This is a genomic window from Polaribacter sp. SA4-12 (genome assembly GCF_002163675.1).
Lineage (GTDB): Bacteria > Bacteroidota > Bacteroidia > Flavobacteriales > Flavobacteriaceae > Polaribacter.
Genome location: NZ_CP019334.1, coordinates 1,585,940 through 1,606,120 on the forward strand (window position 1 = coordinate 1,585,940; position 20,181 = coordinate 1,606,120).

The 20,181-nt window shown below is 30.1% G+C and carries 10 protein-coding genes and 1 tRNA gene; 1 reads left to right on the plus strand and 10 read right to left on the minus strand.

The window, feature by feature from the left end; all coding sequences use genetic code 11:
- Positions 1-96: 96 nt before the first annotated feature.
- From BTO07_RS06740 to BTO07_RS06775, 7 genes are all read right to left on the minus strand, one after another.
- Positions 97-3,999, minus strand: a complete 3,903-nt coding sequence (locus BTO07_RS06740) for a hybrid sensor histidine kinase/response regulator transcription factor (RefSeq protein ID WP_087520508.1) — start codon at positions 3,997-3,999, stop codon at positions 97-99.
- 764 nt (positions 4,000-4,763) lie between these two features.
- A complete protein-coding gene (locus tag BTO07_RS06750; protein ID WP_232457100.1) occupies positions 4,764-5,501 on the minus strand; it encodes an ATPase in 738 nt (245 codons plus the stop codon).
- A gap of 603 nt (positions 5,502-6,104) precedes the next feature.
- A complete protein-coding gene (locus BTO07_RS06755) occupies positions 6,105-6,794 on the minus strand; it encodes a hypothetical protein (protein WP_087520510.1) in 690 nt (229 codons plus the stop codon).
- Positions 6,795-6,965: 171 nt separating this feature from the next.
- Entirely contained in the window at positions 6,966-7,244 is a 279-nt protein-coding gene (locus BTO07_RS06760; RefSeq protein WP_087520511.1) for a helix-turn-helix domain-containing protein, read from the minus strand.
- Between the two features lie 294 nt (positions 7,245-7,538).
- Positions 7,539-8,390, minus strand: a complete 852-nt coding sequence (locus BTO07_RS06765; RefSeq protein WP_087520512.1) for an RteC domain-containing protein — start codon at positions 8,388-8,390, stop codon at positions 7,539-7,541.
- A 105-nt stretch (positions 8,391-8,495) separates the two neighbouring features.
- Positions 8,496-9,755 (minus strand): site-specific integrase, encoded by a 1,260-nt coding sequence (locus BTO07_RS06770; RefSeq protein WP_087520513.1) that lies wholly within the window; start codon positions 9,753-9,755, stop codon positions 8,496-8,498.
- A gap of 238 nt (positions 9,756-9,993) precedes the next feature.
- Positions 9,994-10,078 (minus strand) — tRNA-Ser (locus BTO07_RS06775).
- 247 nt (positions 10,079-10,325) lie between these two features.
- Between BTO07_RS06775 and aroC the strand changes: the two genes are divergently transcribed.
- On the plus strand, positions 10,326-11,390 hold the full coding sequence (aroC, locus tag BTO07_RS06780) for a chorismate synthase (protein ID WP_087520514.1): 1,065 nt from the start codon (positions 10,326-10,328) through the stop codon (positions 11,388-11,390).
- 47 nt (positions 11,391-11,437) lie between these two features.
- Here aroC and BTO07_RS06785 read toward each other — a convergent pair whose 3' ends face one another.
- The 3 genes from BTO07_RS06785 to rpoB all read right to left on the minus strand — a co-directional run bounded on the left by BTO07_RS06785 (position 11,438) and on the right by rpoB (position 20,061).
- Positions 11,438-11,749 (minus strand): DUF3467 domain-containing protein, encoded by a 312-nt coding sequence (locus BTO07_RS06785; protein ID WP_087520515.1) that lies wholly within the window; start codon positions 11,747-11,749, stop codon positions 11,438-11,440.
- 125 nt (positions 11,750-11,874) lie between these two features.
- Complete coding sequence (gene rpoC / locus BTO07_RS06790; RefSeq protein ID WP_087520516.1) at positions 11,875-16,149, minus strand: DNA-directed RNA polymerase subunit beta'; 4,275 nt, start codon at positions 16,147-16,149, stop codon at positions 11,875-11,877.
- Positions 16,150-16,251: 102 nt separating this feature from the next.
- Positions 16,252-20,061 carry a DNA-directed RNA polymerase subunit beta gene (rpoB, locus tag BTO07_RS06795; RefSeq protein WP_087520517.1) on the minus strand — a complete coding sequence of 1,270 codons (3,810 nt, stop codon included), beginning with the start codon at positions 20,059-20,061 and terminating at the stop codon, positions 16,252-16,254.
- Positions 20,062-20,181: the final 120 nt, after the last annotated feature.

Genomic DNA, 20,181 nt, shown 5'->3' on the forward strand with positions numbered 1-20,181 from the left:
TAACATCATAAAAGGTTCGATAATTGTCAAAGTGACTGTTTTTACTAGGTTTCTTGTAAAAAAACTAAAAACAATAAAAAGAAATATGTAAAAGAGTTAATTTTTTAACCCTTCTAAAAAACCACTAGGAGTTTGACTATAGAATTTTTTAAAAGAAGTACTAAAGTATTTTGGATTAGAAAAACCAGAACTATAAGCAACTTCTTTAATACTTAATTCGCCTTTAATTAATAAATTTTTCGAAAATTTTAATTTGGTGTGAATTACAAAATCTTGAGGAGATAAATCTACTAAATTTTTTAACTTCATATATAATGAAGTTCTACTCATACCAAAACTTTTAGAAAGGTCGTGCACAGAAAAAGAATTGTTTTCTATATTCTCAATAACTTTATTTTCTAGGTTCATTAAAAAGTCTTGATCTTTTTTATTTCTGAATAAATTTGCATTTTCAGCATCAGTATCATGAATGTACTTTTCTCTTAATTTCTTTTGAAATTTAAGTGTATTTATAATTTTCGCCAACAATAAATTAATATCAATAGGTTTTTCTATATACTCAGAAACACCACTTTCTATACTTTCTAGTTTTTGCGCAGAATTTTGTAAAACAGTTAGCATAAACACTGGTATGTGATTTAAGTTAATGTCTTCTTTAAGTTTTTTAGACATTTCCATTCCATCCATTTCTGGCATAATTAAATCGGTTAGAATAAGATCTGGAAAATTTTGAGAAGCACTTTCTATTCCTTCTACTCCGTTACTAGCTTCAAAAATCTGAAAAAATGTACCAAAAGCTTCTACTAAGATAGATCTTAACTCATCATTATCTTCTACTATTAAAATTTTAGCATCACTAAACTTATCAATTTCTGTTTGATCGTTTAATGAATGTTCTTTTTTTAGCAAATTATTTTCATGAATAGCACTTTCTTTATATTCAGATTTTAAATTTTTAAGTAGTATTGTAAAAGTTGTTCCTTTGTTTTCTAAACTTTCAAAACTAATATTTCCTCCAGTTTTTTCAATTAATTTTTTTGTCATTATTAACCCTAAACCAGTTCCTGGACTTTGACTATTAATCGCATTTCTTGCTCGGTAATAACGCTTTAAAATATATTTCTGTTGATCTTTTGGAATTCCTAAACCTTGGTCTACTATTTCTATTTTAAGTTCTGACTTAGAAGTTTTATTTAAGTTGATTAAAATTTTACCATCGTTAAATGAGTATTTTATGGCATTCGAAAGTAAGTTTAAAATAATCTTATCAAAGACATCTCTATAATAGTAAAAAATCTCGTTTTCCCATTTGTTATTTACTTCTATCGTTAAATTTCGTTCTTCTGTTAATGGTTTAAAATTATAAATTCTTTTTTCTAAATACTTATTGATATCAATTTTTGATACTTCTTGAAAAATACTGTCTTGAGAAGTTACTCTATGAAAATTCAGCATTTGTTCAAACAAAGAATTTATTCTTTTTACAGTTGTCTTTATTCTTTTATTCGATGTAGTATTTTCATCTGTTTTTTCATTGGTAATATTATCCAATGAAGACATTAAAATTGTTAAAGGTGTTTTTATTTCGTGTGTGATATTGTTGAAAAATTCTATTTGATCATCTGCATTTTTCTTATTGATAATAACCGTTGTAAAATGTATTATTCCAAAAATTAATAAAACAATAATGATAAAATAAATAATAAAAGCATTAGTGGTGGTCCACCAAGGAGAAGAAACTGTAATCCTAATCGTTTTTGTATTACTTTCATTATTATATTTATTTAATGCTTTGGCTTTAAACACATATTCTCCACTACCTATATTAGTATAAGTTGCAAAGTTATTTATACTTGGTTTCGTCCATTCTTCATCGAAACCTTCTAATTTCCAAGAATATTTCATTTTACTAGAAGCACTATGTTGTATTCCTGTGAATTTAATTTCTATTGAGTTTTCATCGTTTTTAAGCGTAATTAACTCTTTTTCATTGATATGCTTCCCTAAAGGTTTTTCAGATGGTTTTATGCTTTTATTAAACAATTTAAAATCATCAAAAACTAATTTTGGTTTTTGTTTTTGAGCAATAATTTTTTCAGGATTAAAAAGAGTAACACCATTTACTCCACCAAATGCAAATAAATCACCATTTAACTTCGCAAAACTCCCATAGTTATATTCTGTACTAGCAAGACCATCTTTTTTATCGAATACATTTATTAGTGTGTCATTCTCAATAATCTTTATGTTTACCAATCCTTTTGTTGTACTAGCCCAAATAAAATCATCTTTATCTAACAAAATACCTTGAATAATATCTGAAGGTAAGCCTGAGTTTATTGTTAGTTTTTTAACTTCTTTTGATTTTGGATTATAAAAAACAATACCGGCTCCATTTGTTCCAATAACTAGGTTTTTATCTTTTGTTTCTTCAACAGAATGAATAGAAGAAAAAGCAAGTGATTTTTTATTTGGTTTTAAATTTTCTATCAATTCAAAACTATTATTCTGAAGGTTTATTTTGTATACGCCATTTTTACCAGAAGCCAACATTAAACCATCAGAAGTTTCTGTAATTGTTTTTACTTGAAGTATTGGAAATTTTTTAATTTCGTTTTCTGGAGAAATAACTGCTAAATCTTTTTCTATACCAGCTACCCAAATATTATTTTTAGAATCTCTTTTTATGTTATAAATTCTTGATATTAGGTCTTCTTTTGGATAAAGAGAGTTATAATGAACGATCGAATAATCATTAATATTAACTTTAAACAAACCAAGGTTATATGTACCAACCCACATAAAATTATTATCAGACTCTAATGTTAAAACAATGGCTTGAACTTTATTGTCTTTCGAAAACTTCTGCAAATGTTTCCAATTTCCATTTTTTTTATTAAAAATACTAACCCCTTTTTTGGTGCCAAACCATAAGTTTCCTTTTTTGTCTTGAGAGATAGACCTAGTAAAATTGGTAATTAAACTGTTTTCATTATTAAGTTTATGCTCTATTTTAGTGAAAGGTAATTTATTAAAATCAACGTAATTAACACCTCCACCATAAGTAGCAATCCACAAAACACCTTCTTTATTTATTTCTAAATCATAAATACCATTACTAGATATTGAATTTATATTATTTGGATCTTCTGTAAATTGATTAATTAAGTTATAATCAGCATCTAATTTTAAAATACCACCTCCATCTGTAGCAACAAGAATATTATCTGAATTATCTAAAATTACATCAGAAATTCGGTGAGAAAAATTTTTAATAATCGTATCGAAAACAACATTATTATTAGAAACTTTTAACTTAAATAATTTTCCAAATTTTGTACCAACTAATAAATCGTTTTTTATTTTATTGATAGAAAAAATATTTTTTAAACCTGGTTTTAGCTTATTTTTCTTTACGATATCGGTTTTTCGGTTATATGTAAAAAAGCCTTTTTGTGTCCCAATATAAATTTCATTTCCTACAATTACAAAAGTCTGAATTGACTTTTTAGAAATATGCCTTTTTATTTTTTTGCTTGTAACATTATAGCTCCATAAACCATTAAACCCACCAACCCAAATATTACCATCTGAATCTTCGCCTATTTCTTTTATTAAAGACGGATTAAGATTTTTTTTATCTTCTATTAAGTCGAATTTGTCTAAGTCTTTATTATATATACAAAAACCGTTATTTAAACCAACCCAAATATTATTTTTAGAGTCTACAAAAATTTTGTTTGTCCTGTTACTTAAAGATTCTGGTAAACCATTGTAACTATTATAAATTTTAAAAAATTTAGAATTATATTTTAAAACACCCTCTTCAGATGCAATCCATAAATTTCCAACACTATCTTGTTTAATATCGTAAGTAATACTCTGTGTTGAGACATTTTCTCCTGACAATTGTGAAAACTCTAAAGCATTTTGAGCAATTCCTAATTGCGAAAAAAATAAAATAAAAAAATAAAATAACTTCGTTTTTGAATTCAACATGTGATTTTGTTAATTTTTTATAAGTAAAAATAAGTAATTAAATATGATAAAATTAAACATATAAGAAAAAGGCACTGGTTTGAATTTTAAAAATAGATAAATTTTCGTTTTTCAAATAACTTCATTTTAATGAGGTGAAATCAAATTTAGAGAACAAACAAGAAAAAATGGTTTCATATTAAACACTAAAGGTTTAAAAATTGTCTATTAATTCTTTTTATCTTCTATTTTATGCGGCAGGATTCTGCTATTTAGTTCACGACTTTTTTATTTTACTGGTGTTAATGAATAGCTACTAATAAACTTATTGCTATTATTTTAAGCAGCGTTGAGCCGCTATTTTACATAATGGCATTAGTGCCTGAAGTTTTTACGGAAGAGCAGTATAACTGCGCATTATGTTACTTAGCTTTGGGAATTATTGCTTATTGTAAGAAAGTGATTTCATACTTAGATTTTAATTCACCTAAAAAATCGAAAAAACAACAGAATTCCTTTAAATATCTTAAACCTTTATTTACTACAGATATATTTATCGATCATATATTGATAGATCGGTTTTAATGTTTTACCCGTTTGAGGATGCCTCCATTATTAAATTTACCCAAGACAAAAAATATAGATTCGACTAAATAATCTAAAAAGCAACAAAAAATATATTTGGAGGAGTTTACACTGTACCTAAAGTGATTATTTTGATGAGGTTGCCATACTTCGACCAAGCACAGTAAAACTTAAAAATCCACGCAATAACATTTTGAAACCTACTTTCTTTTATCGCTACAGTTTTTATCGAACGCAATTAAATTAAAGAGTTCTCTCATTCTAGAACGCACTCGATTTCCGTACCTTTCTTCAATTTCATCTGCGTTGAGGTTTGTAGTGCCATGTGTTACTATTGCCTTTCCACTTTTTGCCGTTGAGGTTTTACTATAAGATCTTGAAGCTAGTTCTGGATTACGAGTAAACAACTCGTACCGAGAAAGTAAAATTTCGCCTATTACATTAGAATCTACTCCGAAGTGTTTTCCCATAGGTTCAATACCAATATCATCAAAGCAATAAAAACCATCATTTCCATAATCTTCAATTGTTTTAAATCCTATATGATTGAAACTAAAAACCGCATTGCGGCAAGGGATTATTTTATATGCTTTTTTATGTGGCGTTATATGTCTTACTAATTTCATTAATGTTGTTTTTCCGCATCCTACAGGTCCCGATAATAGAATGCCTTTGTTTGGGTCTATTTTATGTGCTTTACAACTCTCTTCGTCTTGAATAATGTACACACATAGCTTGTATATAATTTCTAGGTCTTCTTTGAAGATTTTGAAGTTTTGGCCAAATAGAGATTTTCCTTTTGCTACTAGAAATATTAGCATTTTATTGAAATCGTATTCAATGTGATTTCCTTTTAGTTCTCCTAATTGGTATTGGGTACTTTCTATAGAAACTATACTAGGGTTTTGTGGATTGTATGTTGAATGAATGGTACTCATTACTTACTAATTTAGAGATTGGGTATTATTTCTTTTCCTTTTAATGCTAATACTTTTTCTTGATAAAAAGTATTCAAAAATCAAGACTCACTTTTATTTTACTTGATTTCTACTTTTTATTCCATTTCCGAACCCAGACCGCAGGCTATTTGGGTTCTCTGAATTCCATAAAAATTGAATTCTTACGAAAAATAAAATAGGTCGGTTTTAGATTCTGACTGTGTATTGGGTTTTGTTTTATTTATTTTTTAATCCTTACTTTTTTGCATTGATCAAAAAAGTAGCAAAAAAATCTAGCCTTGAATCTTCGGCGGTCTTTCTAGTTCTCAATCACTAAATGAAATGAACTCCACTTCCTTACAGTCAGTGTCAAACAGCATTTCATTTTACGTGATTTTTAAACTGAAGACACTCGCCTGCCAGATTCGATGGCGGTTAAAAATCCTGACTCATTTTTTTGATCTGATTTAAAAATTGAATAGGTCGGTTTAGATTCTGACTTTGTATTGTATTTGTTATATAAAGAGATTGCTTCGTCGTTTCTCCTCGCAATGACAACTCTATTTTTGAGAATCTGAAACAAGTTCTGAATGATGCATAGCATCAAAGAGGTTTATTGTAGCTTTTATTTTTAGTTGTTTTTAGGTTGTCTTGACCTCTCGTCAAGCTCGAGACAGAGTTTTGGCTAACTGGTTTATAAGATTGTTTGTTTTTTATCTCCTCAGCTTTTAGCATCCAATTTTTGGCAGTGGCTTGCCAATTAACAATTTTTGTTTTCCCACCAACTTTCCAACCAATGCCTTGATAATGATTGAAGAATTTTTGAGCTTCAATTTTTGGCCAGTTTTCTTTTTTAAAAAAATCAATTACTATTTTTTCATTTTTAGGCTTGTCAAGTTTATTAATGTTTTTATTAGTTTGTATATGTTTATTAATAGATACCAGTGCTTGTCCATTTTTAGGACTGCTTGGGTACAGCACTTGTCCAGAGGTTGTCCCGAAATCGAACATCTTAATTTTACTGCCTTTGAATGGATTGTGTGATGGATAATAAATAATATATTGCCAATGGTTTAATTCTTTGATACATTTATGATATCTTGATTTTGAGCCTATTTTTGAAAAACTCATCACCTCTTCTCTATTAATATAGAATTCTTCTAAAAACCGATTGCTGTTCCAAATTTGGAATAATGCAACGTATAGACTTATGTGTGTTGGATTTAAACGATTGTCTTTAGAGAATTGAATAAACACACCTTTTAGATGTTTTATGTAATTGACTTTTTGCATAAAGAAATAAAGCTTTTATTCATGTACTTTTTATTTGATTATTTCATTTTGTCTTGAAACAAAAAGAAACAAAAATTCAATCCTTGGATTTTAAATTCAACTTCTCATACTAAGATTGCTTTCACGATGCTCGCGATGAAATACCAAAAGAACTTTAGTATGAAACTAGCGTCAATATTTGTTATCAATACGGTTATCTTCTAATACTTTTTGAATATCTTCATAATCGTAGTAGATAACACCACCAACTTTAGAATATGGCAATGTTCCGTTGATTCGGAAATTTTGTAATGTTCCTGGAGAAATACTCAATAACTCTCTAACTTCTGATGATTTTAACCATTTTTTTGGCGCAAAACTAGACTGATTATTGATCATTTCTTTGATACCTTCTAATAACTCATGTTTAAATTCTAGAAGATCTTCTGTGGTAATAATTGTTGCTGACATAAACTTTATTTTAATAAAGAAGCTGCAGAATGCCCCCACATTGCATGCAGCCTCTTTGGGTTAATTTAGCTCACGATTTTTACTATTTAAAGAAATATGTGTTCGTGAACCAACGATTTTGACTTTCGTTAGGCAAACATCTGAAGATATTTTGAATCAATTTCGGTAGTTATTCGTTACTACCGAAAAAAATATTTTCGCTGTTAAAACGATCAATAGCTCTATTTTACTAATGATTTTGTACTCTTTTTAACTTTTTAAAATTCTTCGTAGTTACGTTGAGGTTACGAAAAACTAAAGACTATCATCATACTCTAATTTTGTCTTTAAATTATTAACTAATGTATTTAGAAATTTTGTTCTTTCTTTTCCTCTGTTTTTAATTTCAGAATAGGTTTTGTAAAAGTTAGAAATATTTATATTGAATAATTTAGAAGCGGTTTCTATCAATTCTTTAATATTAACAGCTCCTCCATTTATAGCTCCAGAAACTTTGAGCGCATAAATCAATTCAACTAAATCCGTTTTAGAACTTGTCCAATTTAAATTAGAATTTATTTCATCATTGTGTTTTGTATCAAAACGACCTTCTTCAAGATTGGAAATAATCTTAATTTCTTTTTTATAGAAGTTGGTTAATAATTCATAAGCAATAACTTCAGCCGCCAAGGTATCATGGCTTGTATAAAATTCATTATCAAGAGAAGCTGATAAATCAATATCAAAGACTTCTAATTGCTTATTTTCTCTCAAAAAATAGCAATTATCTAGATTAAAACCTTTTTGTTTGATATATCTATAGAATTTAATATTTTTTCTCTTTTTACCTTCTATTTTCTTTAATTCATTTTTTATGTAATTTTTTAAGATAGAATTTGTCGTATTTGGTTTACTAATTAAATATCTTAATTGTTCTGTATAAAAAATAAAATCTGCATAAATATTGGGTTTGATCTGCTTAAAGAAATAAATCTCTTCAGAATTATTTTTAAAATTAATATTTCTGATACTTACTTTTAACTTTTGTAGGGTATCTTTCGATATTTCTATTTGTTCTTTTAGAATATCAATAGATATTTTTTCTTTTAAGACAATGTCTTTTTGACGAACATTATGTTGTTCGAATAGTAGGAGGATTCTTTTCATAGTTTAATCTTAGCAAAATCAATTGTCTAAAAATAAACAATTAAAACGTAAAGATCCTATTGGTTAAATAGTTACTAAAATTAAACATCAAATAAAATGGTTAAATTAACTCCCCGTACTTAAACCCTCAGAATTAAAATCATTCGATTTTTGTTCTAAGAACTTATTCTTTAATGCCTGCATATCTTCACTTACTTTTCTATCTAAAATTTTAGCATAATGTTGGGTCGTTTTTAGTGATTTATGTCCTAACATTTTACTAACGGATTCTATAGGTACACCGTTCGTTAAAGTGACCGTAGTAGCAAAAGTGTGACGTGCTAAATGAAAGGTGAGGTTTTTATTAATTTCACAAACATCTGCTATCTCTTTTAAATAAGCATTCATTTTTTGATTGCTTAAAACAGGTAATAAGAATTGACTTTGTACTACATCCGGATGCTCACTATACTTTTCTAAAATAGCTTCTGCAGTAATTAGCAACGGAATGTTACTTCTCGTGTTGGTCTTTGTTCTTTTGGTTTTTATCCATCGGTCTCCATCTATACCTATTACAATATCATTTTTGGATAATTTTTTAACATCAGCATACGCCAATCCCGTGAAACAACTAAATATAAATATATCTTTAACTTGATCCAGTCGTTTAATGGCAAGTTCTTTTTCTACTAATTTTTGAATCTCTTCTTTAGATAAGAATTCTCTATCTACAGTTTTAAGCCTTGCTTTCCAATTATAAAAAGGATCTTTACTAATCCAACCATTGGCATAAGCAATTCTGATTATCTTCTTAAAATTAGTGATGTACTTAATAGCTGTATTATGACTACAATTTCTTTCTGTCTTTAAATAATATTCAAAACCATGAATAAATTTATGATTCACATCTTTTATATTGATATCCTCTAAATTGTAATCTAATTTTATAAAAGCTTGTACATGTTTTTTTGCAGTCTTATACCTTTCAAGTGTTCCTGGAGCAAAATCTTTTCCGACTAATTTTTCCACTTGATTATTATGGTCCTGAAATATTATAAGAAGCATTTTTTGCCTTTCATCTTTACCACAAAAGATTTCTTTTATTCTAAGAGCAGTAATTTTTTTATTCTCCTCCACCAGCTTCTGATGTATTTTGTGAATCTTATTCGAAATATCATCTATATATCTATTTAGTTGTTGAGCTTCTGCCGAACCACCTTTTAGCTTACCTGCTGCCCCTACCCATTTATTTACATCTACTTTTTTTGAAATACTTAGCTCTGAACGTTTTCCATTTACCGTTATACGTAAGTATACGTTGGCTTTTCCGTTCTTATCAGCCTTACTACGCTTGATATAAAAGATGAAAGAAAATAAATTATTCATAGGTGTCAGTTATTAATTCGTAATAAATATACGAAAAATTAATTACTAAAACAAACCTAACTAACTAATCTACAACAAATTAAACCAAATTAGGTGTCACTTTAAAAAACATAAAAGTGACACCTAATTGGTCACCAAACTCTTGTATTTCGTTGCTTTTATATGATATTTGTGGAAAGTTAAAAAGCCCATAAACATAATGTTTATGGGCTTTTGGAGAGAATTGTGATTCTCTAAGCGGAGAAAGAGGGATTCGAACCCCCGGACCTGTTACAGTCAATAGTTTTCAAGACTACCGCATTCGACCGCTCTGCCATTTCTCCAGTGTGTCTCATCAGGTATTCCCTGAATGCGGCTGCAAATATATAAAGGTTTTTTAGTTTATAAAAACAAAAAACGGTTTTTTTTTATTTTATTTTTGAATATAGTTATATACAATTCCTATCTTTCTAATAATCAACTACTATAGATAAATTAGACTTTTTAGAAATCATTACAAAACTGATGTAATATAGATTTCTTGTATACTAGTTTATTATATTTGCGTTTATTATTCTAATTATATAATTTATGTCGTTTAATTCTTTCGGAAATTTATTAAAAGTAACAACGTATGGAGAATCTCATGGAACTGCTATTGGAGGAGTTATAGATGGTTTTCCTGCAGGATTGAAGCTAGACTTTGATGCTATACAAAATGAGTTAAATAGACGTAAACCAGGGCAATCTAAAATTGTTACCCAACGTAAAGAACCAGATACTGTAGAATTTCTTTCTGGAATATTTGAAGGTAAAACAACAGGTACTTCTATTGGTTTTATCATTAAAAATACAAATCAGAAATCGAAGGATTACAATCACAACACTAATGTTTATAGACCTTCTCATGCAGATTACACGTATGATAAAAAGTTTGGAAATAGAGATTATAGAGGTGGAGGACGAAGTTCTGCTCGTGAAACTGCCAATTGGGTAGTTGCTGGTGCTTTAGCAAAACAATTGATTGCTAGCATGAAAATTAATGCATTTACATCTTCTGTAGGAGAAATATTTATAGATAAACCGTATCAAGATTTAGATTTTTCTAAAACTGAAAGTAATATTGTTCGTTGTCCTGATGAAGCTTCAGCAGAGAAAATGATCAATAAAATACAAGAAATAAGAAAAGCTGGTGATACAATTGGTGGTACAATTACTTGTGTTGCTCAAAACGTACCTGTAGGATTAGGAGAACCTATTTTTCATAAACTACATGCTCAATTAGGTAGCGCAATGTTATCAATAAATGCTGTAAAAGGTTTTGAATTTGGAAGTGGATTTTGTGGTGCAAAAATGAAAGGTTCTGAACACAATGACATTTTTAATGAGGATGGTTCTACACAATCTAATTTATCTGGAGGTATTCAAGGTGGAATTAGTAATGGAATGGATATCTATTTTAGAGTCGCTTTTAAGCCAGTTGCAACCATTATGAGCTCTCAGCAAACAATTAATTCAGAAAATGAAATTACAGAGATTACAGGTAAAGGAAGACATGATCCTTGTGTTGTACCAAGAGCTGTACCTATTGTAGAAGCGATGACCGCTTTGGTTTTAGCTGATTATTGGTTACTCAATAAAACAAGAACTATATAAAAAATAAAAAAATCCGAAACTATAAAGTTTCGGATTTTTTTATGATACTAAGCTTGACCTGTTGGTCCAAAATTCATTGGAATTGGAGGTTGTTCATAATCTTTAATTTCTCCATGAGCTTGTTCAAACTTCCTAACATTATCTGCTAATGCTTGTGTTAATCTTTTTGCATGCTGTGGAGTTAATATAATTCTCGATTTTACTTTTGCCTTCGGAACACCTGGCATAATATTAATAAAATCAACTATAAATTCTGACATTGAGTGATTTATAATTGCCAAATTAGAATACGTTCCTTCAGCAATTTCTTGATCTAATTCAATATTTATTTGTCCTTCTTTGTTTTTATTTTCTTCCATAATTTATATTGTTCAATTCGATAATTGTTGAAATGTACAAAAAATAAAAAAGTTGAATTGAATAATGTAAATAAATTACAGTAAACAATTCAACTTTTAAAAATTTTAAACCAATAAACGTTTATTTAGAAACTTTTTTCTATTTCGTCTTTAGGACCAACTAGAATTTTTTCATAAGCTCTCATACCTGTACCTGCTGGAATTCTCTTACCAACAATTACATTTTCTTTTAAGCCTTCTAATGTATCTATTTTACCACTTACAGCAGCCTCATTTAATACTTTTGTAGTCTCTTGGAAAGAAGCTGCAGAAATAAATGATTTTGTTTGTAGTGATGCTCTTGTAATACCTTGTAAAACTTGTTCTGCAGTTGCCGGTTTAGCATCTCTTGCTTCAACTAAGTTTTGATCATTTCTTCTTAATAAAGAATTTTCATCTCTTAATTGACGTGCAGAAATAATTTGACCTGCTACTAAGTTTTCAGAATCTCCAGAATCTTCAACAACTTTCATTCCGTAGATAGCATCGTTGTCTTTGATAAAGTCAATTTTATGAACTAATTGATTCTCTAATAATAATGTATCACCAGAATCAATAATTTTAACTTTACGCATCATTTGACGAACAACAACTTCGAAATGCTTGTCATTAATTTTCACACCCTGTAAACGATATACTTCTTGTATTTCATTTACTAAGTACATTTGTACTGCAGATGGTCCTTTAATTCTTAAAATATCCGAAGGAGTTGTTGCTCCATCTGATAAAGGCATACCAGCTTTAATAAAGTCATTTTCTTGAACTAAAATCTGGTTAGAAAGTTTAACTAAATACTTTCTGATATCTCCAGTTTTAGATTCAACAATAATCTCTCTATTACCACGTTTGATTTTCCCGAAAGAAACAACACCGTCAATCTCTGAAACAACAGATGGGTTAGAAGGATTACGTGCTTCGAATAATTCTGTTACACGTGGTAAACCTCCTGTAATATCTCCTGCCTTACCAGATTTTCTTGGTATTTTAACTAAAGTATGTCCAGTTTCTACTTTCTCTCCATCAGTTACCATTAAGTGTGCACCTACTGGTAAACTATATGAACGTAAAGCAACACCGTCTTTATCTTCTACAATTAAAGAAGCAATGATTTTCTTATTTTTAGAATCGATCATTACTTGTTCTCTAGAACCAGTTTGCTCATCAACTTCTACAGAGTAATTAATACCTTGTTGTAAGTTATCAAACTTAACTCTTCCTCCAAATTCAGAAACAATTACACCGTTAAATGGATCCCATTGAACAATTACATCTCCTTTTTTAATTGACTTTCTATCTTTATCAAAGATATGAGAACCATAAGGAAGAATATTTGTACTCTGAGTAATTCCTGATTTCTTATCTATAATTTTAATTTCAGCAGTTCTAGATATTACGATATCAACTTCTTTACCATCATTGTCTTTTCCAACAACTGTACGTAAATCATCAATAACAACTTTACCTTCAAACTTTGCAATTAATTTATTTTCTTCAGAAATGTTACCTGCAACCCCACCAACGTGGAATGTACGTAATGTTAACTGTGTACCAGGCTCTCCAATAGATTGTGCAGCAATTACACCAACTGCTTCACCAATTTGTACTTTATTAAGAGTTGATAAACTTTGTCCGTAACATTTTGCACAAATACCTTTAGTAGACTCACATGTTAATGCCGATCTTACTTGTAATTTATCAATTCCAGATTTCTCAACAGCCTCAGCTAATTGTGAAGTAATTGGTTGATTCGCTTCTATAATAAGCTCTTCAGTTAATGGATGATAAACATCTTGTAAAGAAATACGTCCTTCAATTCTATCTGATAAAGATTCTACAATCTCATCATTTTTCTTTAATGGAATAACATCTAAACCTCTTAATGTACCACAATCTTCTTCGTTAATGATAACATCTTGAGAAACATCTACTAATCTACGAGTTAAGTAACCAGCATCTGCCGTTTTTAAAGCGGTATCTGCAAGTCCTTTACGTGCACCGTGAGTAGAGATAAAGTATTCAAGAATTGATAAACCTTCCTTAAAGTTAGAAAGAATCGGATTCTCAATAATTTCTCCACCACCTGCTGTCGATTTTTTAGGTTTTGCCATTAATCCACGCATACCTGTTAACTGACGAATTTGCTCCTTAGAACCCCTTGCACCAGAATCAAGCATCATGTATACTGAGTTAAAACCTTGTTGGTCTTCACGTAAACGTTTCATAGATAACTCAGTTAAATCGTTATTGGTTCTACCCCAAATATCAATTACCTGATTATAACGCTCTTTTTGCGTTAACATACCCATGTTATAGTTTCCTACAATTGCATCTACCTCTATATTGGCTGCATCAATCATAGATTGTTTTTCTTTTGGAATAATAATATCCCCTAATGAGAAAGATAAACCACCTTGGAAGGCAAATTTATATCCCATATTTTTTATCTGATCTAAGAAATCTCCTGTTGTAGGAATATCTGTAGCTTTTAAAATACCACCGATAATTCCACGTAAGTTTTTCTTAGTTAATACTTCGTTAATATAACCAGCTTTCGCAGGAACAACTTCATTAAATAAAACTCTACCAACAGTAGTTTTTATAATTTTTCTAACTTGTTCTCCGTTTTCATCAACATCGTATGTTCTTACTTTAATTCCAGCATTTAAGTCTACCATTTCTTCGTTAAAAGCAATAGTTACTTCTTCTGGTGAATAAAAAGTTAATCCTTCTCCTTTAATTGGTACTTCTGGAGTAGAAATTCTCTCTTTAGTCATATAGTATAAACCAAGTACCATATCCTGAGAAGGTACAGTAACTGGAGCACCATTTGCAGGATTTAAGATATTATGAGAAGCTAACATTAATATTTGTGCTTCTAAAATAGCTTCTGGTCCTAATGGTAAGTGAACAGCCATTTGATCCCCATCAAAATCGGCATTAAAGGCAGAACATGCAAGTGGATGTAACTGTATTGCTTTCCCTTCAATTAATTTTGGTTGAAATGCTTGTATACCAAGTCTGTGTAAAGTTGGAGCCCTGTTTAATAAAACTGGATGACCTTTAATTACATTTTCTAAAATATCCCAAACAACTGGTTCTTTTCTATCTATTATTTTCTTTGCAGATTTAACTGTTTTTACAATTCCTCTTTCAATTAATTTTCTAATTACAAAAGGCTTGTAAAGTTCAGCTGCCATATCTTTTGGGATACCACATTCTGAAAGTCTTAATTCTGGTCCAACAACAATTACAGAACGAGCTGAATAATCAACACGTTTTCCTAATAAATTCTGACGGAAACGTCCTTGTTTACCTTTTAATGAATCTGATAAAGATTTTAAGGGTCTATTAGATTCAGTTTTTACTGCTGATGATTTACGTGTGTTATCAAATAAAGAATCTACAGATTCTTGTAACATACGTTTTTCATTACGTAAAATAACTTCTGGAGCTTTTATCTCAACTAATCTTTTTAAACGATTATTTCTGATAATAACTCTTCTGTATAAATCATTTAAATCAGACGTTGCAAAACGACCTCCATCTAATGGCACTAACGGTCTCAATTCTGGTGGAATAACCGGAACTGCTTTCATTATCATCCATTCTGGATTGTTTTCTCTATTCTTTTGAGAATCTCTAAATGCTTCAACAACATTTAAACGTTTTAAAGCTTCAGTTTTACGTTGTTTAGACGTTTCTGTATTTGCTTTATGTCTTAATTCAAAAGATAATTTTTCTAAATCTATACGTGCTAATAAATCAATTAGACACTCTGCTCCCATTTTAGCGATAAACTTGTTTGGGTCAGTATCGTCTAAGTATTGGTTGTCTTGAGGTAACTCGTCAGCAATATCTAAATATTCTTCTTCAGTTAAGAAATCCATTTTTTGTAATGGCTCCCCTTCAACATTCTTTGCAATACCTGGCTGAATTACTACATAACGTTCGTAGTAAATAATCATATCTAACTTCTTAGATGGTAAACCTAAAAGGTATCCCATTTTGTTAGGTAATGATCTAAAGTACCAAATATGAGCAACTGGTACCACTAAATTAATGTGACCAACTCTATCTCTACGTACTTTCTTTTCAGTAACTTCTACACCACATCTATCACAAACGATACCTTTGTAGCGAATTCTTTTGTACTTTCCACAAGCACATTCATAATCCTTGACAGGACCAAAAATACGCTCACAAAATAAACCATCTCTTTCTGGTTTGTGCGTACGGTAATTTATTGTTTCTGGTTTTAAAACTTCACCTTTAGAGATTTCTAAAATAGCTTCTGGTGATGATAAACCAATTGAGATTTTATTAAACTTTTTTACAGTGTACTTTTCTTGTTTTCTTGCCATGTTGATGGATTCGAATTAAAATTGTAAAAATGGCCTCAATGAGACTTATAAATAAATGATTACAAGAAGTAGATTAAAAACCTACTTCTTGTATCAATTTTGTTATTCTTCTAATCTAACGTCTAAACCTAAACCTTTAAGTTCATGCATTAATACGTTAAATGATTCTGGTAAACCTGGTTCTGGCATAGCTTCACCTTTAACAATACTTTCGTATGTTTTAGCTCTACCCATAACATCATCCGATTTTACAGTTAAGATTTCTCTTAAGATACTAGATGCACCATATGCCTCTAATGCCCAAACTTCCATCTCTCCAAAACGTTGACCACCAAACTGAGCTTTACCTCCTAATGGTTGTTGTGTAATTAATGAATAAGGTCCAATAGAACGCGCATGCATTTTATCTTCAATCATGTGTCCTAACTTAATCATATAGATGATACCAACTGTTGCTGGTTGATCGAAACGTTTTCCTGTTCCACCATCATATAAATAAGTATGTCCAAATCTTGGTACACCTGCATCATCTGTAATCTCATTAATCTGATCTAAAGATGCTCCATCAAAAATTGGTGTTGCATATTTAGTTCCTAATTTTTGACCTGCCCAACCAAGAACAGTTTCATAAATCTGACCAATATTCATACGAGAAGGTACACCTAATGGATTTAACACGATATCTACTGGAGTTCCGTCTTCTAAGAAAGGCATATCTTCCGCTCTAACAATACGAGCAACAATACCTTTATTTCCGTGACGACCTGCCATTTTATCACCAACTTTTAATTTACGTTTCTTAGCGATGTAAACTTTAGCTAATTTTAAAATTCCTGCTGGTAATTCATCACCTACAGAGATCGTAAACTTTTGACGACGTAATGAACCTTGTAAATCATTAACTTTAATTTTGTAATTGTGAACTAATTCACCTACAGAACTATTTAATTCTTTATCTGTTGTCCAAGAACCTGTTAAATGCACATAATCGTCAACAGAATTTAACATTTTAAGTGTATATTTTTTACCTTTTGGTAAAACTTCTTCACCTAAATCATTATAAACACCTTGTGATGTTTTTCCACTGATTAGTGTAAATAATTTATCTATTAAAACATCTTTTAAGCTTTCAAACTTAGAAACAAAAGAAGATTCTAAAGTAGCAACTGCTTCCTTATCTCTTAATCTCTTATTCTTATCTTTAACAGCTCTTTTGAATAATTTTTTATCAATTACTACACCTCTTAATGATGGAGAAGCTTTTAATGATGCATCTTTTACATCACCTGCTTTATCACCAAAAATGGCACGTAATAATTTTTCTTCTGGAGTTGGATCAGATTCTCCTTTTGGTGTAATTTTACCAATTAAGATATCACCAGGATTCACTTCTGCTCCAATTCTAATCATTCCATTTTCATCTAAATCTTTTGTAGCTTCTTCAGAAACGTTAGGAATATCATTAGTTAACTCTTCAGTTCCTAATTTTGTATCTCTAACATCTAAAGAATACTCATCGATATGAATAGATGTAAATATATCTTCACGAACTACTTTTTCCGAAATTACAATTGCATCCTCAAAGTTATACCCTTTCCAAGGCATAAAGGCTACTTTCATATTTCTTCCTAAAGCTAGCTCACCTTTTTGTGTTGCATAACCTTCACAAAGAACTTGTCCTTCACTAACTCTATCACCTCTTTCTATAATTGGCTTTAAGTTAATGTTTGTTCCTTGATTTGTTTTTCTAAATTTAATTAAGTTGTAAGAAACTTCATCCGATTCAAAACTTACAAGTTTTTCTTCATCAGTTCTATCATACTTAATAGTAATTTTATTTGCATCTACATAAGTAACTTCTCCAGCTCCTTCTGCATTGATTAAAATACGAGAATCTTTTGCAACTCTACGTTCTAAACCTGTACCTACAATTGGAGATTCTGGTCTTAACAACGGAACTGCTTGACGCATCATATTCGATCCCATTAATGCACGATTGGCATCATCATGTTCTAAGAAAGGAATTAAAGATGCAGATATTGATGCAATTTGATTTGGAGCAACGTCCATCAAATTAATCTCACTTGGTGAAACTACAGGAAAATCTCCTTCTTCACGCGCAATAACTCTATCTAAAACAATAGTACCATCTTCTTTTAACTCTAAATTAGATTGGGCAGTTTTCATACCTTCTTCTTCTTCAGCACTTAAATAAATAGGCTCTTCTGTAGAAACAATACCATTTTCAACTTTTCTATATGGAGTTTCAATAAATCCTAAGTTATTCACTTTCGCAAAAACTGCTAAAGATGAAATCAAACCAATATTTGGTCCCTCAGGAGTCTCAATAGGACATAAACGACCATAATGAGTATAGTGAACATCACGAACCTCGAAACCAGCTCTTTCTCTTGATAAACCACCAGGTCCAAGTGCAGATAATCTACGCTTGTGAGTAATCTCTGCTAATGGATTCGTTTGATCCATAAACTGAGATAACTGATTCGTACCAAAGAACGAGTTAATTACAGATGATAATGTTTTTGCATTAATCAAATCGATAGGTGTAAATACCTCGTTATCACGTACATTCATACGCTCACGAATTGTTCTAGCCATACGAGCTAAACCAACACCAAACTGACCTGCTAATTGCTCACCAACAGTTCTTACACGTCTGTTAGATAAGTGATCAATATCATCAACTTCTGCTTTAGAGTTGATTAACTCAATTAAATATTTAATAATAGTTATAATATCTAATTTTGTTAATACCTTTTGATCAATAGGCTCATTTAATTGAAGTTTAGTGTTCATTCTAAAACGACCAACTTCTCCTAAATTATATCTTTGTTCAGAAAAGAACAATTTGTCAATAATACCTCTCGCAGTTTCTTCATCTGGCGGTTCAGCATTACGTAATTGTCTATAGATATGTTCTACTGCTTCTTTTTCTGAATTAGTAGGATCTTTCTGTAAAGTATTATGAATAATAGCGTAATCTGCCATATCGTTGTCTTCTTTATGAAGTAAAACGGTTTTAGCACCTGCTTCTATTATTTCATCAATATGTTCTTTATCTAAAATTGTATCACGATCAAAAATAATTTCATTTCTTTCGATTGATACAACTTCACCAGTATCTTCATCAACAAAATCTTCATGCCAGGTTTTTAAAACTCTAGCTGCTAATTTGCGACCCAATACTTTTTTTAATCCAGCTTTAGAAACTTTAACTTCTTCTGCAAGGTCAAAAATCTCTAAAATATCTTTATCTCTTTCAAAACCTATAGCTCTGAATAATGTTGTTACTGGTAATTTTTTCTTTCTATCAATATAAGCATACATTACTTGATTGATATCGGTAGCAAATTCTATCCAAGAACCTTTAAAAGGAATTACTCTTGCTGAATATAATTTTGTACCATTTGCATGGAAAGATTGTCCAAAGAATACACCTGGTGATCTGTGTAACTGAGAAACTACAACACGTTCTGCACCATTAATTACAAAGGTACCAGAATTTGTCATATAAGGAATTGTTCCAAGATAAACATCTTGAACAATAGTTTCGAAATCTTCATGCTCCGGATCCGTACAATACAGCTTTAGACGTGCTTTTAAAGGCACACTGTGTGTAAGACCTCTCTCGATACATTCTTGTATAGAATATCTTGGTGGATCTACAAAGTAGTCTAAGAATTCTAATACAAATTGATTTCTTGTATCTGTAATTGGAAAGTTATCCATGAAGGTTTTGTACAAACCTTCTTCACCTCTTTCTTCTGCTTTTGTTTGAAGTTGGAAAAAATCTTGGAAAGATTTTACCTGAATATCCAAAAAGTCTGGATACTCCTTAATCATTTTAGAAGTGGCGAAGTTGATTCTTTCAGTAGTGTTTTTCGTTGCCAAAAGAGAATATTTTTTTGATTAAAATCTGAATAAAAATAAAAAACGAATATATACACAAAATGGTTTAGGCCTAAAAACGATAGTTCCTAGTACCTAAACCTAAATTTGTTTTCTCGTATT

Coding starts and splice junctions, on each gene's coding strand:
- BTO07_RS06755 (WP_087520510.1), bottom strand. CDS start 6,794: ATGCAAAAAGTCAATTACATAAAACATCTAAAAGGTGTGTTTATTCAA.
- BTO07_RS06765 (WP_087520512.1), bottom strand. CDS start 8,390: ATGAAAAGAATCCTCCTACTATTCGAACAACATAATGTTCGTCAAAAA.
- BTO07_RS06770 (WP_087520513.1), bottom strand. CDS start 9,755: ATGAATAATTTATTTTCTTTCATCTTTTATATCAAGCGTAGTAAGGCT.
- BTO07_RS06740 (WP_087520508.1), bottom strand. CDS start 3,999: ATGTTGAATTCAAAAACGAAGTTATTTTATTTTTTTATTTTATTTTTT.
- aroC (WP_087520514.1), top strand. CDS start 10,326: ATGTCGTTTAATTCTTTCGGAAATTTATTAAAAGTAACAACGTATGGA.
- BTO07_RS06760 (WP_087520511.1), bottom strand. CDS start 7,244: ATGTCAGCAACAATTATTACCACAGAAGATCTTCTAGAATTTAAACAT.
- BTO07_RS06785 (WP_087520515.1), bottom strand. CDS start 11,749: ATGGAAGAAAATAAAAACAAAGAAGGACAAATAAATATTGAATTAGAT.
- rpoC (WP_087520516.1), bottom strand. CDS start 16,149: ATGGCAAGAAAACAAGAAAAGTACACTGTAAAAAAGTTTAATAAAATC.
- BTO07_RS06750 (WP_232457100.1), bottom strand. CDS start 5,501: ATGAGTACCATTCATTCAACATACAATCCACAAAACCCTAGTATAGTT.